Annotated in this window: 15 protein-coding genes; 8 read left to right on the forward strand and 7 right to left on the reverse strand. The window is 69.3% G+C overall.

Annotated elements, in window-relative coordinates; translation table 11 throughout:
• Window positions 1-21: 21 nt before the first annotated feature.
• Genes ASC59_RS12060 through ASC59_RS12085 form a run of 6 tightly spaced genes read right to left on the reverse strand, consistent with a single transcriptional unit; the run spans window position 22 to window position 5,993 of the window.
• A complete protein-coding gene (locus ASC59_RS12060; RefSeq protein ID WP_055823405.1) occupies window positions 22-792 on the reverse strand; it encodes an ABC transporter permease in 771 nt (256 codons plus the stop codon).
• Window positions 789-1,643 carry an ABC transporter ATP-binding protein gene (locus ASC59_RS12065; protein ID WP_055823409.1) on the reverse strand — a complete coding sequence of 285 codons (855 nt, stop codon included), beginning with the start codon at window positions 1,641-1,643 and terminating at the stop codon, window positions 789-791. The genes ASC59_RS12060 and ASC59_RS12065 overlap by 4 nt, the downstream gene beginning before the upstream one ends.
• Window positions 1,640-2,605 carry an ABC transporter permease gene (locus ASC59_RS12070; protein WP_082513647.1) on the reverse strand — a complete coding sequence of 322 codons (966 nt, stop codon included), beginning with the start codon at window positions 2,603-2,605 and terminating at the stop codon, window positions 1,640-1,642. Before ASC59_RS12070 ends, ASC59_RS12065 begins: the two co-directional genes overlap by 4 nt.
• Window positions 2,602-3,618, reverse strand: coding sequence for a TIGR03842 family LLM class F420-dependent oxidoreductase (locus tag ASC59_RS12075; protein WP_055823412.1), 1,017 nt, complete (start codon window positions 3,616-3,618; stop codon window positions 2,602-2,604). The genes ASC59_RS12070 and ASC59_RS12075 overlap by 4 nt, the downstream gene beginning before the upstream one ends.
• An 8-nt stretch (window positions 3,619-3,626) precedes the next feature.
• Window positions 3,627-5,090, reverse strand: a complete 1,464-nt coding sequence (hydA, locus tag ASC59_RS12080) for a dihydropyrimidinase (RefSeq protein WP_055823415.1) — start codon at window positions 5,088-5,090, stop codon at window positions 3,627-3,629.
• Window positions 5,091-5,111: 21 nt separating this feature from the next.
• Entirely contained in the window at window positions 5,112-5,993 is an 882-nt protein-coding gene (locus ASC59_RS12085) for a nitrilase-related carbon-nitrogen hydrolase (RefSeq protein WP_055823418.1), read from the reverse strand.
• 191 nt (window positions 5,994-6,184) lie between these two features.
• Between ASC59_RS12085 and ASC59_RS12090 the strand changes: the two genes are divergently transcribed.
• The 4 genes from ASC59_RS12090 to ASC59_RS12105 all read left to right on the forward strand — a co-directional run bounded on the left by ASC59_RS12090 (window position 6,185) and on the right by ASC59_RS12105 (window position 9,705).
• Window positions 6,185-7,585, forward strand: coding sequence for an aminotransferase class I/II-fold pyridoxal phosphate-dependent enzyme (locus ASC59_RS12090; protein WP_055823421.1), 1,401 nt, complete (start codon window positions 6,185-6,187; stop codon window positions 7,583-7,585).
• A 100-nt stretch (window positions 7,586-7,685) separates the two neighbouring features.
• Window positions 7,686-8,045 carry a GntR family transcriptional regulator gene (locus ASC59_RS12095; RefSeq protein WP_055823423.1) on the forward strand — a complete coding sequence of 120 codons (360 nt, stop codon included), beginning with the start codon at window positions 7,686-7,688 and terminating at the stop codon, window positions 8,043-8,045.
• Window positions 8,042-8,947, forward strand: a complete 906-nt coding sequence (locus ASC59_RS12100; RefSeq protein ID WP_055823426.1) for an ABC transporter ATP-binding protein — start codon at window positions 8,042-8,044, stop codon at window positions 8,945-8,947. The genes ASC59_RS12095 and ASC59_RS12100 overlap by 4 nt, the downstream gene beginning before the upstream one ends.
• Window positions 8,944-9,705, forward strand: a complete 762-nt coding sequence (locus ASC59_RS12105; RefSeq protein WP_055823429.1) for a hypothetical protein — start codon at window positions 8,944-8,946, stop codon at window positions 9,703-9,705. Before ASC59_RS12100 ends, ASC59_RS12105 begins: the two co-directional genes overlap by 4 nt.
• Window positions 9,706-9,829: 124 nt before the next feature.
• On the opposite strand, the gene ASC59_RS12110 is transcribed toward ASC59_RS12105, so the two are convergent.
• The gene (locus ASC59_RS12110; RefSeq protein WP_157488119.1) at window positions 9,830-10,780 is read right to left on the reverse strand and encodes a hypothetical protein; all 951 of its coding nucleotides are present in this window, start codon (window positions 10,778-10,780) and stop codon (window positions 9,830-9,832) included.
• A gap of 484 nt (window positions 10,781-11,264) precedes the next feature.
• On the opposite strand from ASC59_RS12110, the gene ASC59_RS12115 reads away from it, so the two are divergent.
• The 4 genes from ASC59_RS12115 to cofD are packed head-to-tail and all read left to right on the forward strand — an operon-like array spanning window position 11,265 to window position 15,029.
• Window positions 11,265-12,104: a putative F420-0 ABC transporter substrate-binding protein gene (locus tag ASC59_RS12115; RefSeq protein WP_442915097.1), complete on the forward strand. Its 840-nt coding sequence runs from the start codon at window positions 11,265-11,267 to the stop codon at window positions 12,102-12,104.
• On the forward strand, window positions 12,104-13,177 hold the full coding sequence (locus tag ASC59_RS12120) for a putative F420-0 ABC transporter permease subunit (RefSeq protein ID WP_082513649.1): 1,074 nt from the start codon (window positions 12,104-12,106) through the stop codon (window positions 13,175-13,177). The genes ASC59_RS12115 and ASC59_RS12120 overlap by 1 nt, the downstream gene beginning before the upstream one ends.
• Window positions 13,174-14,034 carry an ABC transporter ATP-binding protein gene (locus ASC59_RS12125; RefSeq protein WP_055823438.1) on the forward strand — a complete coding sequence of 287 codons (861 nt, stop codon included), beginning with the start codon at window positions 13,174-13,176 and terminating at the stop codon, window positions 14,032-14,034. The genes ASC59_RS12120 and ASC59_RS12125 overlap by 4 nt, the downstream gene beginning before the upstream one ends.
• Window positions 14,031-15,029, forward strand: coding sequence for a 2-phospho-L-lactate transferase (cofD, locus tag ASC59_RS12130; RefSeq protein WP_055823440.1), 999 nt, complete (start codon window positions 14,031-14,033; stop codon window positions 15,027-15,029). Before ASC59_RS12125 ends, cofD begins: the two co-directional genes overlap by 4 nt.
• The last annotated feature ends 2 nt before the right edge of the window (window positions 15,030-15,031 follow it).

Genomic DNA, 15,031 nt, shown 5'->3' on the forward strand with positions numbered 1-15,031 from the left:
CGCCGGATGACCGGCGCGCGATTACGCGCTCGGACGGTGCCGGGACGCGAGCTTCTCGAGGGCCAGGGTTGCCGTGTAGAACAACAGGCCGAGGATGATGGATCCGAGGACGTAGGCCCAGGCGAGCGCGTAATTGCTGCTCGACGCGGCCGAGGTGATCGACTTGCCAAGGCCGCCGACAGGGCCGCCGAAGTACTCCGCGATCAGGGCGGAGATGACGGCGAGGGACGACGCGATGCGCAGGCCCGTGAAGACGAAGGGCGTCGCCGTGGGGAGGGTGACCACCCGGGTCGCCTGCCACGGTGTCGCCGCGGTGGCGCGCATGAGGTCGCGGTGCACCGGGCGCACCTGCCGCAGACCCCGCAGCGAATTGAGGTACACCGGCACGAACACGGCGATGGCTGCCACGATCTGGCGCGCTGTCTCTGCACTGGCGCTGAACATCGTGTAGAGCACGGGGGCCAGGGCGACGATCGGGATCACGGACAGCGCGGCGACGAGTCCGGCGCTCAGCTCGTCGATGATCGGCAGCAGGGCGGCGATCACGGCGGAGATCACGCCGACGATGCCTCCGACGATGAGTCCGACGAGAGCGTTGGTTCCCGTGACCACGGATGCCGCCCAGACCGTCGGGATGTTGTCGATGAACTGCGTGAAGATCGACACCGGACTCGGCAGCACGAACGGCTTGATGTCGAGGGCGATCACGGCGAGCTGCCAGATGAGCAGGGCGCCGACGCCGAGGATGAGAGGAGCAGCGATCGCGCGCGCTGAGCCGATCTGCGGCCTCATCGGTTCTCGACCCCCCGCGCCCCGGCCTCGGCCGGCGCGCCGTGGAGGAGCTCGCGCACCTCGCTCACCGCGTCGAAGAAGCCGTCGGCCTCGCGCAGGCCGTCGCCGCGCTGCCCCGCCGAGCCGAGGGCGACGGGAAGGATGCCCTGGATGCGCCCGGGTCGGGGCGACATCACCACGACGCGGTTGGACAGGAAGACGGCCTCGGGGATGCTGTGGGTCACGAACACCACAGCCGCCTGGGTCTCACCGCAGATGCGCACGAGCTCGTTCTGCATCCGCTCGCGCGTCATCTCGTCGAGGGCCCCGAACGGTTCGTCCATGAGCAGGAGGTTGGGACTCTCGGCGAGCGCCCTGGCGATGGCGACGCGCTGCTGCATGCCGCCCGACAGCTGATCGGGGAACTTGGAGCCGAAGTCGCCGAGGCCCACGAGCTCGAGCAACTCCGCCGTACGGGCCTTGCGTCCCGCTGCCCCCATGCCGTGAAGCTGCAGCGGCAGCTCGATGTTGGCAGCGACGCTCCGCCACGGCAGGAGTCCTGCCTGCTGGAACGCGATGCCGTACTCCTGGTCGAGGCGAGCCTTCTTCGCCGTCTTGCCGAACACCCGGATGTCGCCCGCCGTCGGCTGGTCGAGGTCGGCGATGAGCCTGAGCAGAGTGGACTTGCCGCATCCGCTCGGCCCGATCAGGCTCACGAACTCACCGGGTGCCACGGCGAGGTCGATGCCGTCGAGGGCCGTGACAGTGCTCTCGCCCCTGCGACCCGTGAAGACGCGGGAGACGCCGGTGATGCTGACGGCGTCGGAGGCGGTCGCGGCAGCAGCGCCCGGGGTGCTCTTCTGGTCGGTCATGCTGGAACCTCTCCACGGCGGTAGCGGCGCAGGAACACGCCGATGAGACTGACGAAGCCCGCGGCCACCAGGCCGACGAGCACTGCACCGAAGATGGGCGCGTACGGCTTGGCCGGGTCGCCGCCGGACGCCGCGGCGAACTCGACGACCATGCGCCCGATCCCGCCGCGCAGCCCGATCGACACCTCGGCGACGATCGTGCCGATGACGGCGCTGGCCGCGCCGAGACGGAGCGCCGGCAGCAGGTAGGGAACGCTGGCCGGCAGGCGCAGCCTGAACAGCGTCGTCCACCATCCGACTCCGTAGCTGCGCATGAGCTCGACGTGGTTCGTGTCGGGCGAGTTGAGGCCTCGGAGAGCCCCGATCGAGATCGGGAAGAAGGCGAGGTAGCTGGCGATGAGGGCCACGGACATCCACGGCTCCCACTCGAAGGATCCGATCTCGATCTGCGAACCCCAGCGCCGCACGAGCGGCGCGATGGCGATGAGCGGAACCGTCTGGCTCAGCACGATCCACGGGAACAGCGCGGCCTCGGCCGTGATGAAGCGCTGCATGAGAAGGGCGAGGAAGAGCCCGACGACGACTCCGGCGATCCAGCCGACGGATGCGACCCCCAGGCTGAACGCCGAGGCCTGCAGCACGGCCAGCCACATCGGCAGGGCGTTCGCGGCGCTCGAGACCGGCTCGAACAGCCGGCCGACCATGTCCACCACGTGCGGCATGGCGAGGTCCGTGGTGCGCGGAAGCACCGTGACGCCGCCGACGATCACACCCTCCGCCGGTCCGAGCGCCTTGTAGAGCTCCCAGACCGCCGCCAGCAGCAGCACGCCGAGGGCGCCGAGGAGGAAGCGCCGGAGGAAGGCCCCGCCGCGAAGGGGCCGCCGGGTGGCGTCCTCGACGAGTCCGGGCACTGTGCCGATCGACCCGGCGTCGACGGCCTTCAGTGCCTCGGACACGCTCATGCCTTCGCCGTGATGTGGTCCGACAGGGCCGGGATCACGGTCTCGCCGTAGACGCGGAGGGTCTCCTCCTTGTTGTCGTGCTGCAGGTAGCCGGCGAACTGGTCGACCCCGAGGGCCTTCAGCGCCTCGAGCTTCTCGATGTGCTGCTCTGCGGTGCCCAGGATGCAGAACCTGTCGACGATCTCGTCCGGAACGAAGCTGGTGTGCGAGTTGCCGGCCCGCCCGTGCTCGTTGTAGTCGTAGCCCTCGCGGCCGGCGATGTAGTCGGTGAGAGCCTCGGGCACATCGCCGTGGGCTCCGTACTTCGAGACGATGTCGGCCACGTGGTTGCCCACCATGCCGCCGAACCAGCGGCACTGGTCGCGCATGTGCTCCCAGTCGTCGCCGATGTACATGGGCGCCGCCACGCAGAACTTGATCGACATCGGGTCGCGCCCGACGGCCTCCGCGGCGTCCCGCACGGTCTTGATCATCCACGCGGCGATGTCGAGGTCGGCCAGTTGCAGGATGAAGCCGTCGCCCACCTCACCGGTGAGCTTCAGTGCGAGGGGCCCGTAGGCCGCCACCCAGACGTCGAGTTCCGAGCCGCGGCTCCACGGGAACTGCAGCTGCGAGCCGTTGTACTCGACCGAGCGCGAGTTGCCGAGCTCCCGGATGACGTGGATCGACTCGCGCAGGGTCTTGAGCGTGGTCGGTGCCCCATTGGTCACCCGGACCGCCGAGTCGCCTCGCCCGATGCCGACGATCGTGCGATTGCCGTACATCTCGTTCAAGGTGGCGAAGACCGATGCCGTCACGGTCCAGTCGCGCGTGGCCGGGTTGGTGACCATCGGCCCGACGATCACCTTGCGGGTCTCCGCCAGGATGGCGCTGTAGATCACGTACGGCTCCTGCCAGAGCAGGTGCGAGTCGAAGGTCCACACGTGCGTGAAGCCGTGGTTCTCGGCGAGCTTGGCGAGCTGCACCGTGCGCGAGGCCGGTGGATTGGTCTGGAGAACTGCTCCGAAGTCCATGGGTTCTCCTAGATCAGGTACTGCGAGAGGCCGCGCTTGAGGAACCGGCCGTCGCCCTTGGCGCCCAGGTACTGGTTGTCGTCGACCACGACCTTGCCGCGCGAGATGACGGTATCGACGTGCCCGTCGATCTCGTATCCCTCCCAGGCCGAGTGGTCCATGTTCATGTGGTGGGTCCTGCCGGTCGGCTTGCCGGATTCATCGACGGGCAGGCCGATGGAGGTGTGGCCGTCGGGGTCGTAGACGACGATGTCGGCATCCGCCCCGGGCTGGATCACGCCCTTCTGCCCGTACAGTCCGAACATCCGCGCCGGGGTGGTGCTGGTCAGCTCCACCCAGCGCTCGAGGGTGATCTCGCCCGTCACGACGCCCTGGTACATCAGGTCCATGCGGTGCTCGATCGAGCCGATGCCGTTGGGGATCTTGCGGAAGTCGCCGAGGCCGAGTTCCTTCTGGTCCTTCATGCAGAACGGGCAGTGGTCGGTCGAGACCATCTGCACGTCGTTCGTGCGCAGCGATTGCCACATCGCGTCCTGGTGGCCCTCCTCCCGCGAACGCAGCGGCGTCGAGCAGACCCACTTGGCGCCTTCGAAGGCACCCCACTTCTCGCTCACCGCGCCGAGCTGCTCCTCGAGGGAGAGGTAGAGGTACTGCGGGCAGGTCTCGGCGAAGACGTTCTGGCCCTTGTCACGGGCCCACGCGACCTGCTCGACGGCCTGCTTGGCGCTCACGTGCACGACGTAGAGCGGGGCTCCGGTGAGCTTCGCCAGCATGATCGCCCGGTGCGTCGCCTCCTCCTCCATCTCCCAGGCCCTGGCCTTGCCGTGGTAGAACGGGTCGGTCTTGCGCTGCTCGACGAGCTGCGCGGCGAGAACGTCGATGGCTGGACCGTTCTCGGCGTGCATCATCGTGAGCATGCCGGTGTCGCGGGAGAGCTGCATGGCCTTGAGAATCTGCGCGTCGTCCGAGTAGAAGACGCCCGGGTAGGCCATGAAGAGCTTGAAGCTCGAGATGCCCTCGTCGACCAGCCCGCGCATGGCGAGGAGCGACTCGTCGTTCACGTCGCCCACGATCTGGTGGAATCCATAGTCGATGGCGCAGTTTCCGGCGGCTTTCTCGTGCCAGGCGGCGAGGCCGTCCTGGATCTTCTGGCCGTAGGTCTGCACGGCGAAGTCGACGATGCTCGTGGTTCCGCCCCAGGCGGCCGCCCGGGTTCCGGTCTCGAAGGTGTCCGATGCCTCGGTGCCGCCGAACGGCAGCTGCATGTGCGTGTGCGCGTCGATCCCACCCGGGATCACGTACTTGCCGGCGGCGTCGATGACAGTGTCGACGGATGCCGCCACATCGGTGCCGAGCAGCATGCTGCCGGGCTCCAGCACCGCGGTGATGCGCTCCCCGTCGATGAGCACGTCGGCCCGGGCGCGGCCGGTGGCGCTGACCACGGTGCCGTTGGTGATGAGAGTCGTTGCCATGGTTCGCTCCTTCGCGGTCGGCTACGGCTTCGGAATGGACGTGTAGGACTCCGGGCGACGGTCCCGGTAGAACTGCCAGTTGTTGCGCACCTGCCTGATCATGTCCATGTCGAGGTCGCGCACCACGACCTCCTCGTGGTCCTCGGAGCCGTACTCGCCGACGATGTTGCCCTGCGGATCGACGAACTGGCTCTTGCCGTAGAAGTTCACCGCCAGATCGCCGTACTCGTTGTCCTCGAGGCCGACGCGGTTTGCTGCGGCCACGAAGTAGCCGTTCGCAGCGGCGGCTGCCGGCTGCTCGATCTCCCAGAGGCGGTTCGACAGACCGGGCTTCGTGGCGTTCGGGTTGAACACGATCTGGGCCCCGTTGAGACCGAGCTCGCGCCAGCCCTCGGGGAAGTGCCTGTCGTAGCAGATGTAGACGCCGATCTTGCCGACGGCGGTGTCGAACACCGGATAGCCGAGGTTGCCCGGGCGGAAGTAGAACTTCTCCCAGAACCGATCGAGGTTGGGGATGTGGTGCTTGCGGTAGGAGCCGAGGATGGTGCCGTCGGAGTCGACGACGACAGCGGTGTTGTAGTAGACGCCCGGCTGCTCCTCCTCGTAGATGGGGAGGATCATGACCATGTCGAGCTCCTTGGCGAGCGCCGCGAAGCGCTGCACGATGGGGCCATCGGCCGGCTCGGCGTAGTCGTAGTACTTGGCGTCCTCGGTGATGCCGAAGTACGGACCGTAGAACAGTTCCTGGAAGCAGATGACCTGGGCACCCTGCTCCTTCGCCTCGCGGGCGAACTGCTCGTGCTTGGCGATCATCGATTCCTTGTCGCCCGTCCAGGTCGTCTGGGTGATCGCTGCTCGCACGGTGTTCGTGCTGGTACTCGTGCTGTTGCTGACGTTGGTCATGACCGGTTGCCTCCACGAAAGGATCTGCCGGCGATGGCGGTTCTACTTGCGTCACCAACGCCGAGGGTTGAAGCCGAACCGGACTTCTTCGTCCGTTCTGTTATTGTTCGGCGTAAACATTTCTCTTTTGTTTCACTGTGTGACGTACGTGTAAGTCATTGTGGTTCCCCACCTCCCGGAGGGCAAGACCCATGCACGATGAAGCCATGCACTCGTGGATCCAGCACATCGACGGGTCATCGCCTCGAGACATCGCGGCCTCGATCGCGCGCCAGATCACCTCGGGCGAGCTCGCGCCCGGTGATCGCCTGCCCACGGTGCGGGATGTCGCGAGCGAGATCGGAGTGAGCCCGGCCACGGTCAGCCATGCGTGGCAGGCTCTCGCGCGCGCCGGCCTCATCGTCTCCCGCGGGCGTGCAGGCAGTTTCGTCCGCAGCACGGATGCTGCCTGGCTGCCTCCCCGCACGCAGGGCCTGGCCGGTCATCCCGGAGACGCCAGGCTCGACCTGTCGCGCGGCACCCCCGACCCCCTCCTGCTGCCGGGCCTCACCCGCGCGCTCGCTCGGGTGTCCGCCGGTGCGCACAGCGCCCAGACCTCGAGCTACCACGATCTCCCGCTCATTCCGGAGCTCGAGGGGGTGCTGCGTGCAGCCTGGCCCTACCCGGCCGAGGCGATCACGGTCGTCGACGGCGCCCTCGACGCCGTCTCACGCGCACTCGAATCCGTCGTGCGTTTCGGCGACCGGGTGGTCGTGGAGAGCCCGGGGTTCCCGCCCTTCTTCGACCTGATCGACGCCCTCGGGGCCGACCGGGTGCCCGTCGCGCTCGACGACGACGGCATCCTGCCCGCCTCTCTCGCCGCCGCGCTCGGAACGCATCCGAGTGCCGTCATCCTGCAGCCCCGTGCCCAGAACCCGACGGGTGCGTCGATGTCCCGCGCTCGCGCCGAGGAGCTGGCGCGGATCATCCGCAGCCATCCGAACGGCGCCGACGCGACCGTGATCGAGGACGACCACTCCGGGCAGATCTCGACGTCGGGCGACGTGAGTCTCGGCGAGTGGCTGCCCGACCAGGTACTGCACGTGCGCAGCTTCTCGAAATCGCACGGCCCCGACCTGCGCATCGCCGCACTGGGTGGCCCCACCCGCATCGTCGATCGCATCGTCGCACGACGGATGCTGGGGCCCGGGTGGACCTCGCGCATGACGCAGCGCATCCTCTACGACCTCCTGACCGACGGCCAGTCCATCGACGAGGTGGCCGAGGCGCGGCGTCAGTACTACACGCGCCAGCGAGCGCTCGCGGCAGGGCTCGGAGCCTGGGGCATCGCATCACCAATGCGCTCGGACGGCATCAACACCTGGCTGCCCGTCGCCGACGAGCGCTCGGCGCTGGTGCAGCTGGCGGCCGTCGGCATCAGGGTCGCTGCCGGTTCCGCCTTCATGGCGACCGACGTTCCCGGTGCGCCCGCCTTCGTGCGCGTGACGGCCGGACTGGTGCGCGACGACCCCACCGACGTCGCCGCGGCGCTCGCCGCAGCAGCCCTGCCGCATCCGCCCGGATCGCACTCACTCGGATCGCGCTGGTCCTAGGCGTCGCATCGACGCTTGACACGAAGGTCGAGTCGTGGTTGGTTAACTACACAAGTAACTAACCAACGAGGTTGCGAGCCTTCGCAGCAGAGTGGACAGAATGGACGACTCCCGTCCGATCTTTCTCCAGATCGCCGAACAGGTCGAGAACGACATCATCGATGGCGTCCTCGCCGAGAACGAACAGATCCCGTCGATCAACGAGTTCGCCGCCTTCCACCGGATCAATCCAGCCACAGCCCTGAAGGGGGTGAACCGGCTGGTCGACACCGGAATCGTGGTGAAGCGGCGAGGGATCGGCATGTTCGTGGTGGAGGGTGCTCGCGCCCGACTGGTGGAGCGTCGCCGGGCCGAGTTCGCCGCCCAGTACATCAGGCCGCTCATCATCGAGGCACTCAAGCTCGGCATCGACGTGGAACACCTCGCGGAGCTCATCCGCTCGGAAAGGACGCAATCATGACTGACACCGCTGTTCAGGCGCGTGGGCTCACCAAGCGGTACGGCGATTTCACCGCCGTCGACGCCGTCGATCTGACGATCGAGCCTGACCGCATCTACGGACTCCTCGGCCGCAACGGGGCCGGGAAGACCACGATCATGCAGATGCTCACGGGCCAGCTGTTCCCGAACGACGGCACGCTGCAGGTCTTCGGCCGTGAGCCGGCCGAGCACGCCGACGTGCTGCGCAGACTGTGCTTCATCGCGGAGTCCCAGCGCTACCCCGATATGTTCACGGCGGCGGACGTCTTCGCGGCAGCTCCCTGGTTCTATGAGAACTGGGACGCCGACTTCGCGACGCGGTTGATCGCCGACTTCCGGCTGCCGGTCAAGCGACGCATCAAGAAGCTCTCCCGGGGCCAGTTGTCGGCCGTCGGCGTGATCGTCGGGCTCGCGTCACGCGCCCCGCTCACCTTCTTCGATGAGCCCTACCTCGGGCTCGACGCCGTGGCGCGGCAGATCTTCTACGACCGCCTGCTCGAGGACTACGCCGAGCACCCGCGAACGATCGTGCTGTCCACTCACCTGATCGACGAGGTCGCCAACCTCTTGGAGCACGTCATCCTCATCGACCAGGGGCGCATCATCCTCGACCGCGACGCGGAGGAGGTGCGGGGCTCGGCGTCCACGGTCGCCGGCCCGAGCGCCGCCATCGAGACCTTCGTCGCCGACCGGCCGGTGATCGGCCGGCAGGCACTCGGAGGGCTGGCATCCGTCACCATCGACGGCAGGCTCTCGTCGTCCGACCGTCAGCACGCAGCCGAGCTCGGCCTGGAACTGGCGCCGGTCTCGCTGCAGCAGCTCATCATCCACCTCACCGGCGGCGCGCTCGCCGGCACCTCAGAAGGAGAGGAAGCAGCATGACCAGCGTCGTCGCCCCACCGGCCACCCGCACGGAGACCCGATCACGGGCCCACGAGATCTGGCGCATCGTCAGGCTGCACTGCATCAATCCCTCGGTGTTCTTCGGCATCCCGCTGATCATCCTCGCGGGCGCCTGGGCGATCGTGATGGTCATCGGCCTGATCGCCAGGGGCGCCGGAGCCGCCCCGGGCGATCTCGAGGACATGCGGTACAGCTGGGCGGTCATCTCGCCGCAGTGGTACCTCGTCGTCGTCGGCGTGCAGGCCGTCGGCCTGACGTTCTCGTTCGCCCTCGGCTTCGGCGCCACGCGCCGGGACTTCTGGCTCGGCACAGCCGCCATGTTCGGACTCGTCTCCGTGCTGTTCGCCGCGATCATCGCGACCCTCGTGCAGCTCGAGATCGCCACGAACGGATGGGGGCTCGGCGTGCACATGTTCGACGCGCTCTGGTACGGACAGGGCTGGCTGACCGATTTCTACACGGCCTTCGCCCTGCAGGCGCTCGTGCTCTTCATCGGAGCCGGCGTGACCACGATCTACATGCGGTGGCGCATTCCCGGCATGCTCATCGTCACGGCGGGGTTCGCGGTCCTCCTCCTCGGCGGCATCGCCTGGGCCACGCTGACGAGCAGCTGGGCCGCCGTCTTCTCCTGGTTCGCAAGCCTCGGCCTGATCGGGGTGTTCAGCCTCGTGCTCGCGATCGCCGCGATCTGCGCCGTCGGCGGCTACATCGTCATCCGCCGGGCGACTCCGCGCTAGGAGGCGCCGCCGCTCGCCGACCTCGCGCTCCCCGTCGCCACCTGTGGTCGCTTCGCCCCGCGCGAAGCGACCACAACTGGCGAGGCGCGACGGGGGGAGCGGCCACAACCGGCGAGCGGATGCCTCACCGGGTCGGCGACGGGCGCACCGGTGACAGTCGCGCTCGCAATGCCGACAGCCACGAGGCCGGCAACACCTCTCGGGCGCCCGGCAGACGATGAGCCAGCGCTCGACCGTCCAGCATCGCGGGGAGCTCGGCCGGCAGGCCGACGGCAGCGGCGAACCCCTCGACGGTGGCGTTCGAGAACTCCGGTGGGTCAATGAACGGGCGGAGGCGCTGGGCACCGGCGCCATCGAGCCCGAAGGCCCGCACCATGCGGTCGAAGTCCGGCGGCGGGTCGGCGATCTCGAGGAGGGCATCGCGCACGATGCGGCCATCGGCATCCGTCACGGATCCGTCGCTCGGGTCGACCCACCACCAGTGCTCGCCCCACCGGTGGACGATACGGCCGGCGGCATCCCAGGCGCCGAAGCCGCCGTGCACGCCATTGCTCCAGAGCAGTGAGGCACGGGAGGGCATCGCGTGCCAGGCCATGATCAGCATCCCGGCATCGTGCGGCGCCACGATCACCTCGCCCCCTCCCACGGGAGCAGCGACCACGCCGAAGCCGACGGATCTCGCGACGAGGGCGGCATCCATCGCGCGGGGCTCCGCCGAGAACCACACCACGCGAGGTGGCGCGAACGAGCCGAAGGGGAACTCGTACTGCTCGCCGATCACGTACCCGGTGCGATTGCGATCGACGATCACGCGAGCCCCGAGTCGGCGGCTCAGCGCCTCGAATCCGGCTCTCGACGCACGCTCCTCGAGCCGGAACCCGCGTTCACCCCGCGGCGCGACGACCACAGGGCGCCCACCGACGCGAGCCAGGATGCGGGCTTCGACCGTGCGCGACTCGACGTCGTACCGGACGAGGGAGGGATGCCCCTCCCGGCGCAGGTGCTCGCGCACGACGTCGAGCGCCGTGTCGTCGACGCCGACGCACAGCAGTTCGCACACCTCGAACTCAGCCATGAGCCGCCCCTCGCGTGCCGGCATCCGGGAAGCCGTCATCGGGTCCAGCGTAGGAGAGCGGAGGCGCCGATGCCCGCCCCACTCGGGGGAACGGCCGCCGCATCCTGGCGTGACCACCATCGCCGCCCGCGAAGAACGAGGGTGCGGCCATGATGGACCTGAGCAGGTCGCGCTAGAATCGTGCACAGACCACCGGTTGGCTTTGACCGGTTGCGCCGGCTTGGACTTGAGCCGCAGGTCGCCCGGGGATCGCGTCGAATGAGCGCGACTGTCCGGGTACGATCCCTCGTCCTGTCGCTGCACCCTTCCGGAGGCCATCATCCGTCGATCCGTCGTTCCCCTCGTCGCCCTCGCGGCATCCGGCATCCTGCTGGCCGGATGCGCAGCATCGCCGGCGCCGGACTCGACCTCCGGAACAGGAGGCACCGGTGCCGACACCACATCGACCGGTTACCCGCTCACCGTCGACAACTGCGGCACCGAGGTGGCCTTCACGCAGCCCCCGCAGAAGGTCGTGACGATCAAGTCGACGACCCTCGAGACCCTGCTGTCGCTGGGCCTCGGCGAGCACGTCGTGGGCTCGGCGTTCACCGACGGACCCGTGCCCGACGACCAGGCGGATGCGGCAGCCACCATTCCATCGATCTCCGACTTCGTTCCGGGCCAGGAGGCGACTCTCGCTCTCGAGCCCGACCTGGTCTACGCCGGCTGGGAGTCGAACCTCACCGCGGAGGGCGCCGGCGATCGAGCCACCCTGGCCGGGCTCGGCGTGAACAGCTACGTCGCCCCATCGGCCTGCAAGGACGAGGCGTACAAGCCCGACCCGCTCACCTTCGACGATGTCTTCTCAGAGATCGAGGAGGTCGGGGCCATCTTCGACGTCCCCGACCGTGCCGCCGACCTCGTCGCCGAACAGCAGAAGCAGCTCGCTGCCGTTGCGAAGAACGAGTCGGGCCTCACCGCCCTCTGGTACAGCTCGGGGACCGACACCCCCTACGTCGGCGCCGGCATCGGAGCGCCAGAGATGATCATGCAGGCCGCCGGTCTCACGAACATTGCCGCCGACGTGCACGACACCTGGTCGGCACTCGGCTGGGAGTCGATCGTGGCCGACGACCCCGACGTCATCGTGCTCATCGACGCCACCTGGAACACGGCGGCCTCGAAGATCGCGGCCCTCGAGGCGAACCCCGCCACAGCCGAGCTGACAGCGGTCAAGGAGAAGCACTACGTGACGGTGCCGTTCCCGGCCGGTGAGGCCGGGGTGCGCAACGTCGACGCCGTCTCGAGCATCACCGGGCAACTGGAGAAGCTGGGCCTCTGATGGCGGGCACGACGGGGATGGCGACAGCGCAGCAGGCGCCGGAGGCTGAGGCCACCCGGGCCTCGCGCCCGGTGCCCGCAGCGCTGTGGGCGCTCATCCTCAGCGCGCTCCTCGTCGTCTCGATCGTCGTGGCCGTGACGATCGGGCCCGCCGGCCTCACCGCGAGCGACGTCTGGGCGAGCATCCTGGCCCACCTGGGATTCGGCGAGCCGACGCTCTCCCCCCTTCGCGACGGCATCGTCTGGCAGCTCCGGATGCCGCGAGTCCTCACGGCGGCAGCAGTCGGGGCCGGCCTCGCCCTCGCCGGCGCGATCATGCAGGCCGTCACCCGCAACCCCCTGGCCGATCCGTACCTGCTCGGGCTCTCCTCGGGAGCCTCCGTCGGCGCCGTCATCGTCCTGGTGCTCGGGGTGAGCCTCGCCCTGCCCTTCGCCGCCTTCGTCGGCGCGCTCGTCGCCCTCGGCTTCACCCTGGTGCTCGCCGGCGCCGCCGGGCGCATCACCCCGACCCGCACCGTGCTCGCCGGCCTCGCCGTCTCGAGCGTCTTCGGCGCCATCACGAGCCTCGTGATCTTCTGGAGCGCCACCGGCGACAGCTACCGGGAGATCCTCAACTGGCTGCTCGGATCCCTCGCCGGGGCGGAGTGGCCCGCCGTCGCGATCTCGGCCGGAGCCCTCGCGCTCGTCGGCCTGCCGCTCCTGGCGAGCGCCCGCACTCTCGACGCCTTCGCGTTCGGCGACTCGTCTGCGGCGGCCCTGGGCGTGCATGTCGATCGCACCCGCTGGCTCCTCCTCGGGGGCACAGCACTGCTCACCGGCGCCATGGTCTCGGTGAGCGGCTCGATCGGCTTCATCGGCCTCGTGCTCCCCCACGCCGTGCGTCTGCTCACGGGCCCGGGTCACCGCGCGCTCCTCCCCCTCTCGGCACTCGCCGGCGCCATCTTCCTCATCTGGGCCGACACCGGCGCCCGCACCCTGTTCGACCCCCGCGAGCTGCCGGTCGGCATTCTCACGGCCCTCGTGGGCGGCCCGGTCTTCGCCGTGCTCATCCTGCGCGATCGGAGGATCTCATGACGGATGCCCCCCGGCCGTCGTCCGGCCTGTCCCTCGACCGCGTCGCCTTCTCCCGCGCGGGCCGGCTCATCATCGACGGCGTCGACGTGACCCTGCCGCGCGGCGCATTCGGCGCCCTCGTCGGGCCGAACGGCGCGGGCAAGTCCACCCTGTTGCACCTCATCGCATCCATCGAGCGGGCGGCATCCGGCAGCATCGTGTTCGACGGGTCCGCACTCCCCGCCATGGCGCGTCGCGAGCGCGCACGCACCGTCGCCGTCGCCGAGCAGCAGTCGGACACCGAACTCGACCTCAGCGTGCTCGAGGCCGTCATGCTCGGGCGAACTCCGCACCTCGGCGCCTTCGCCAGCGCCTCGGCGACGGATGCCGCCGTCGTGCGCGACGCCCTGGCCGCCGTCGGGGCGGCCGACCTCGCCACGCGACGCTTCCACACTCTCTCCGGAGGCGAGCGCCAGCGCGTCACCTTGGCCCGCGCGCTCGCTCAGCAGCCGTCGCTGCTGCTCGCGGACGAGCCGACCAACCACCTCGACATCAGGTCCCAGCTCTCGGCGCTGTCCCTGCTGACGGAACTCGCCCGGGGCGGGCTCACTGTTCTCGCCGCCCTGCACGACCTGGGCCACGCCGCAGCGCACGCCGACCACGTGATCGTGCTGGCCGCGGGCCGGGTCGTCGCGGCCGGCGAGCCTGCCACAGTGCTCACGCCGGAACTGGTGCTCGACGTCTACGGGGTGCGCGCCGCCGTGCTGCAGCATCCGCTGACCGGTCGACCGCTGCTCGCCTTCGCCGAGAACCCGCCTGCCATCGCGTCCATCGACGAACCCGACCCGACCGCTCTCGACCTGGAGTCCTCCCTGTGACGAAGATCACCATCCTCGCCGGCGGTGTCGGCGGGGCGCGCTTCACGCGCGGCCTGCTGGCGCACCTGAGTGCCACCGATCCCGCGGCAACCGTCACCGTCGTCGCCAACACGGGCGACGACCTGTGGCTGGCCGGGTTGCGGGTCTGCCCCGACCTCGACTCGATCATGTACACGCTCGGTGGCGCCAATGACGACGAGCGCGGATGGGGGCGCACCGGGGAGACCGAGAGGGTGAGCGCCGAGCTCGCCGCCTACGGCGTCGGATGGCCCTGGTTCACTCTGGGCGACCTCGACCTGGGCACGCACATCGCCCGGTCGTCATGGCTGCGCGACGGCCTGCCGCTCAGCGAGGCGACGCGCCGGCTGGCCGCCCGCTGGGACCTCGGCGTGACCCTCCTCCCGGCCACGGACGACGAGGTGGAGACGATCGTGACGGTGGCGGCAGACCCTGCCGACACCGCCTCCTCCGCCGAGGACATGCACTTCGAGGAATGGTGGGTACGCCTGCGCGCCTCCCGCCCGGCACTCGCATTCACCCAGCGGAATGTCTTCGCTGCGCAGCCGGCACCCGGCGTGCTCGATGCCATCGCCGAGGCCGACGTGGTGCTGTTCGCCCCCTCGAATCCCGTCGTCTCGATCGGCACCATCCTCGGGATCCCGGGCATCGCGGATGCCGTCCGCTCGACGCCGGCTCCGGTCGTCGGCGTCTCGCCGATCATCGGCGGCGGAGTCGTGCGCGGCATGGCCGACGCCTGCCTCAGCGCGATCGGCGTCGAGACCAGCGCCGCCGCGGTCGCCCAGCACTACGGGTCGCGGAGAAGCGGCGGGCTCATCGACGGCTGGTTGGTCGACGAGGTGGACGCCGATGTTGTCGCGGTGCTGGAGGCCGACGGCATCCGCTCGGCCGCCAGACCGCTCTGGTTCAGTTCGGTCGAGGAGACTGCAGCGATCGCCGGCGCTGCGCTCGCACTGGCAGTCGTGCGACACTCGTGAGG

This window comes from Leifsonia sp. Root1293 (assembly GCF_001425325.1).
In the GTDB taxonomy this organism is placed as follows: domain Bacteria; phylum Actinomycetota; class Actinomycetes; order Actinomycetales; family Microbacteriaceae; genus Orlajensenia.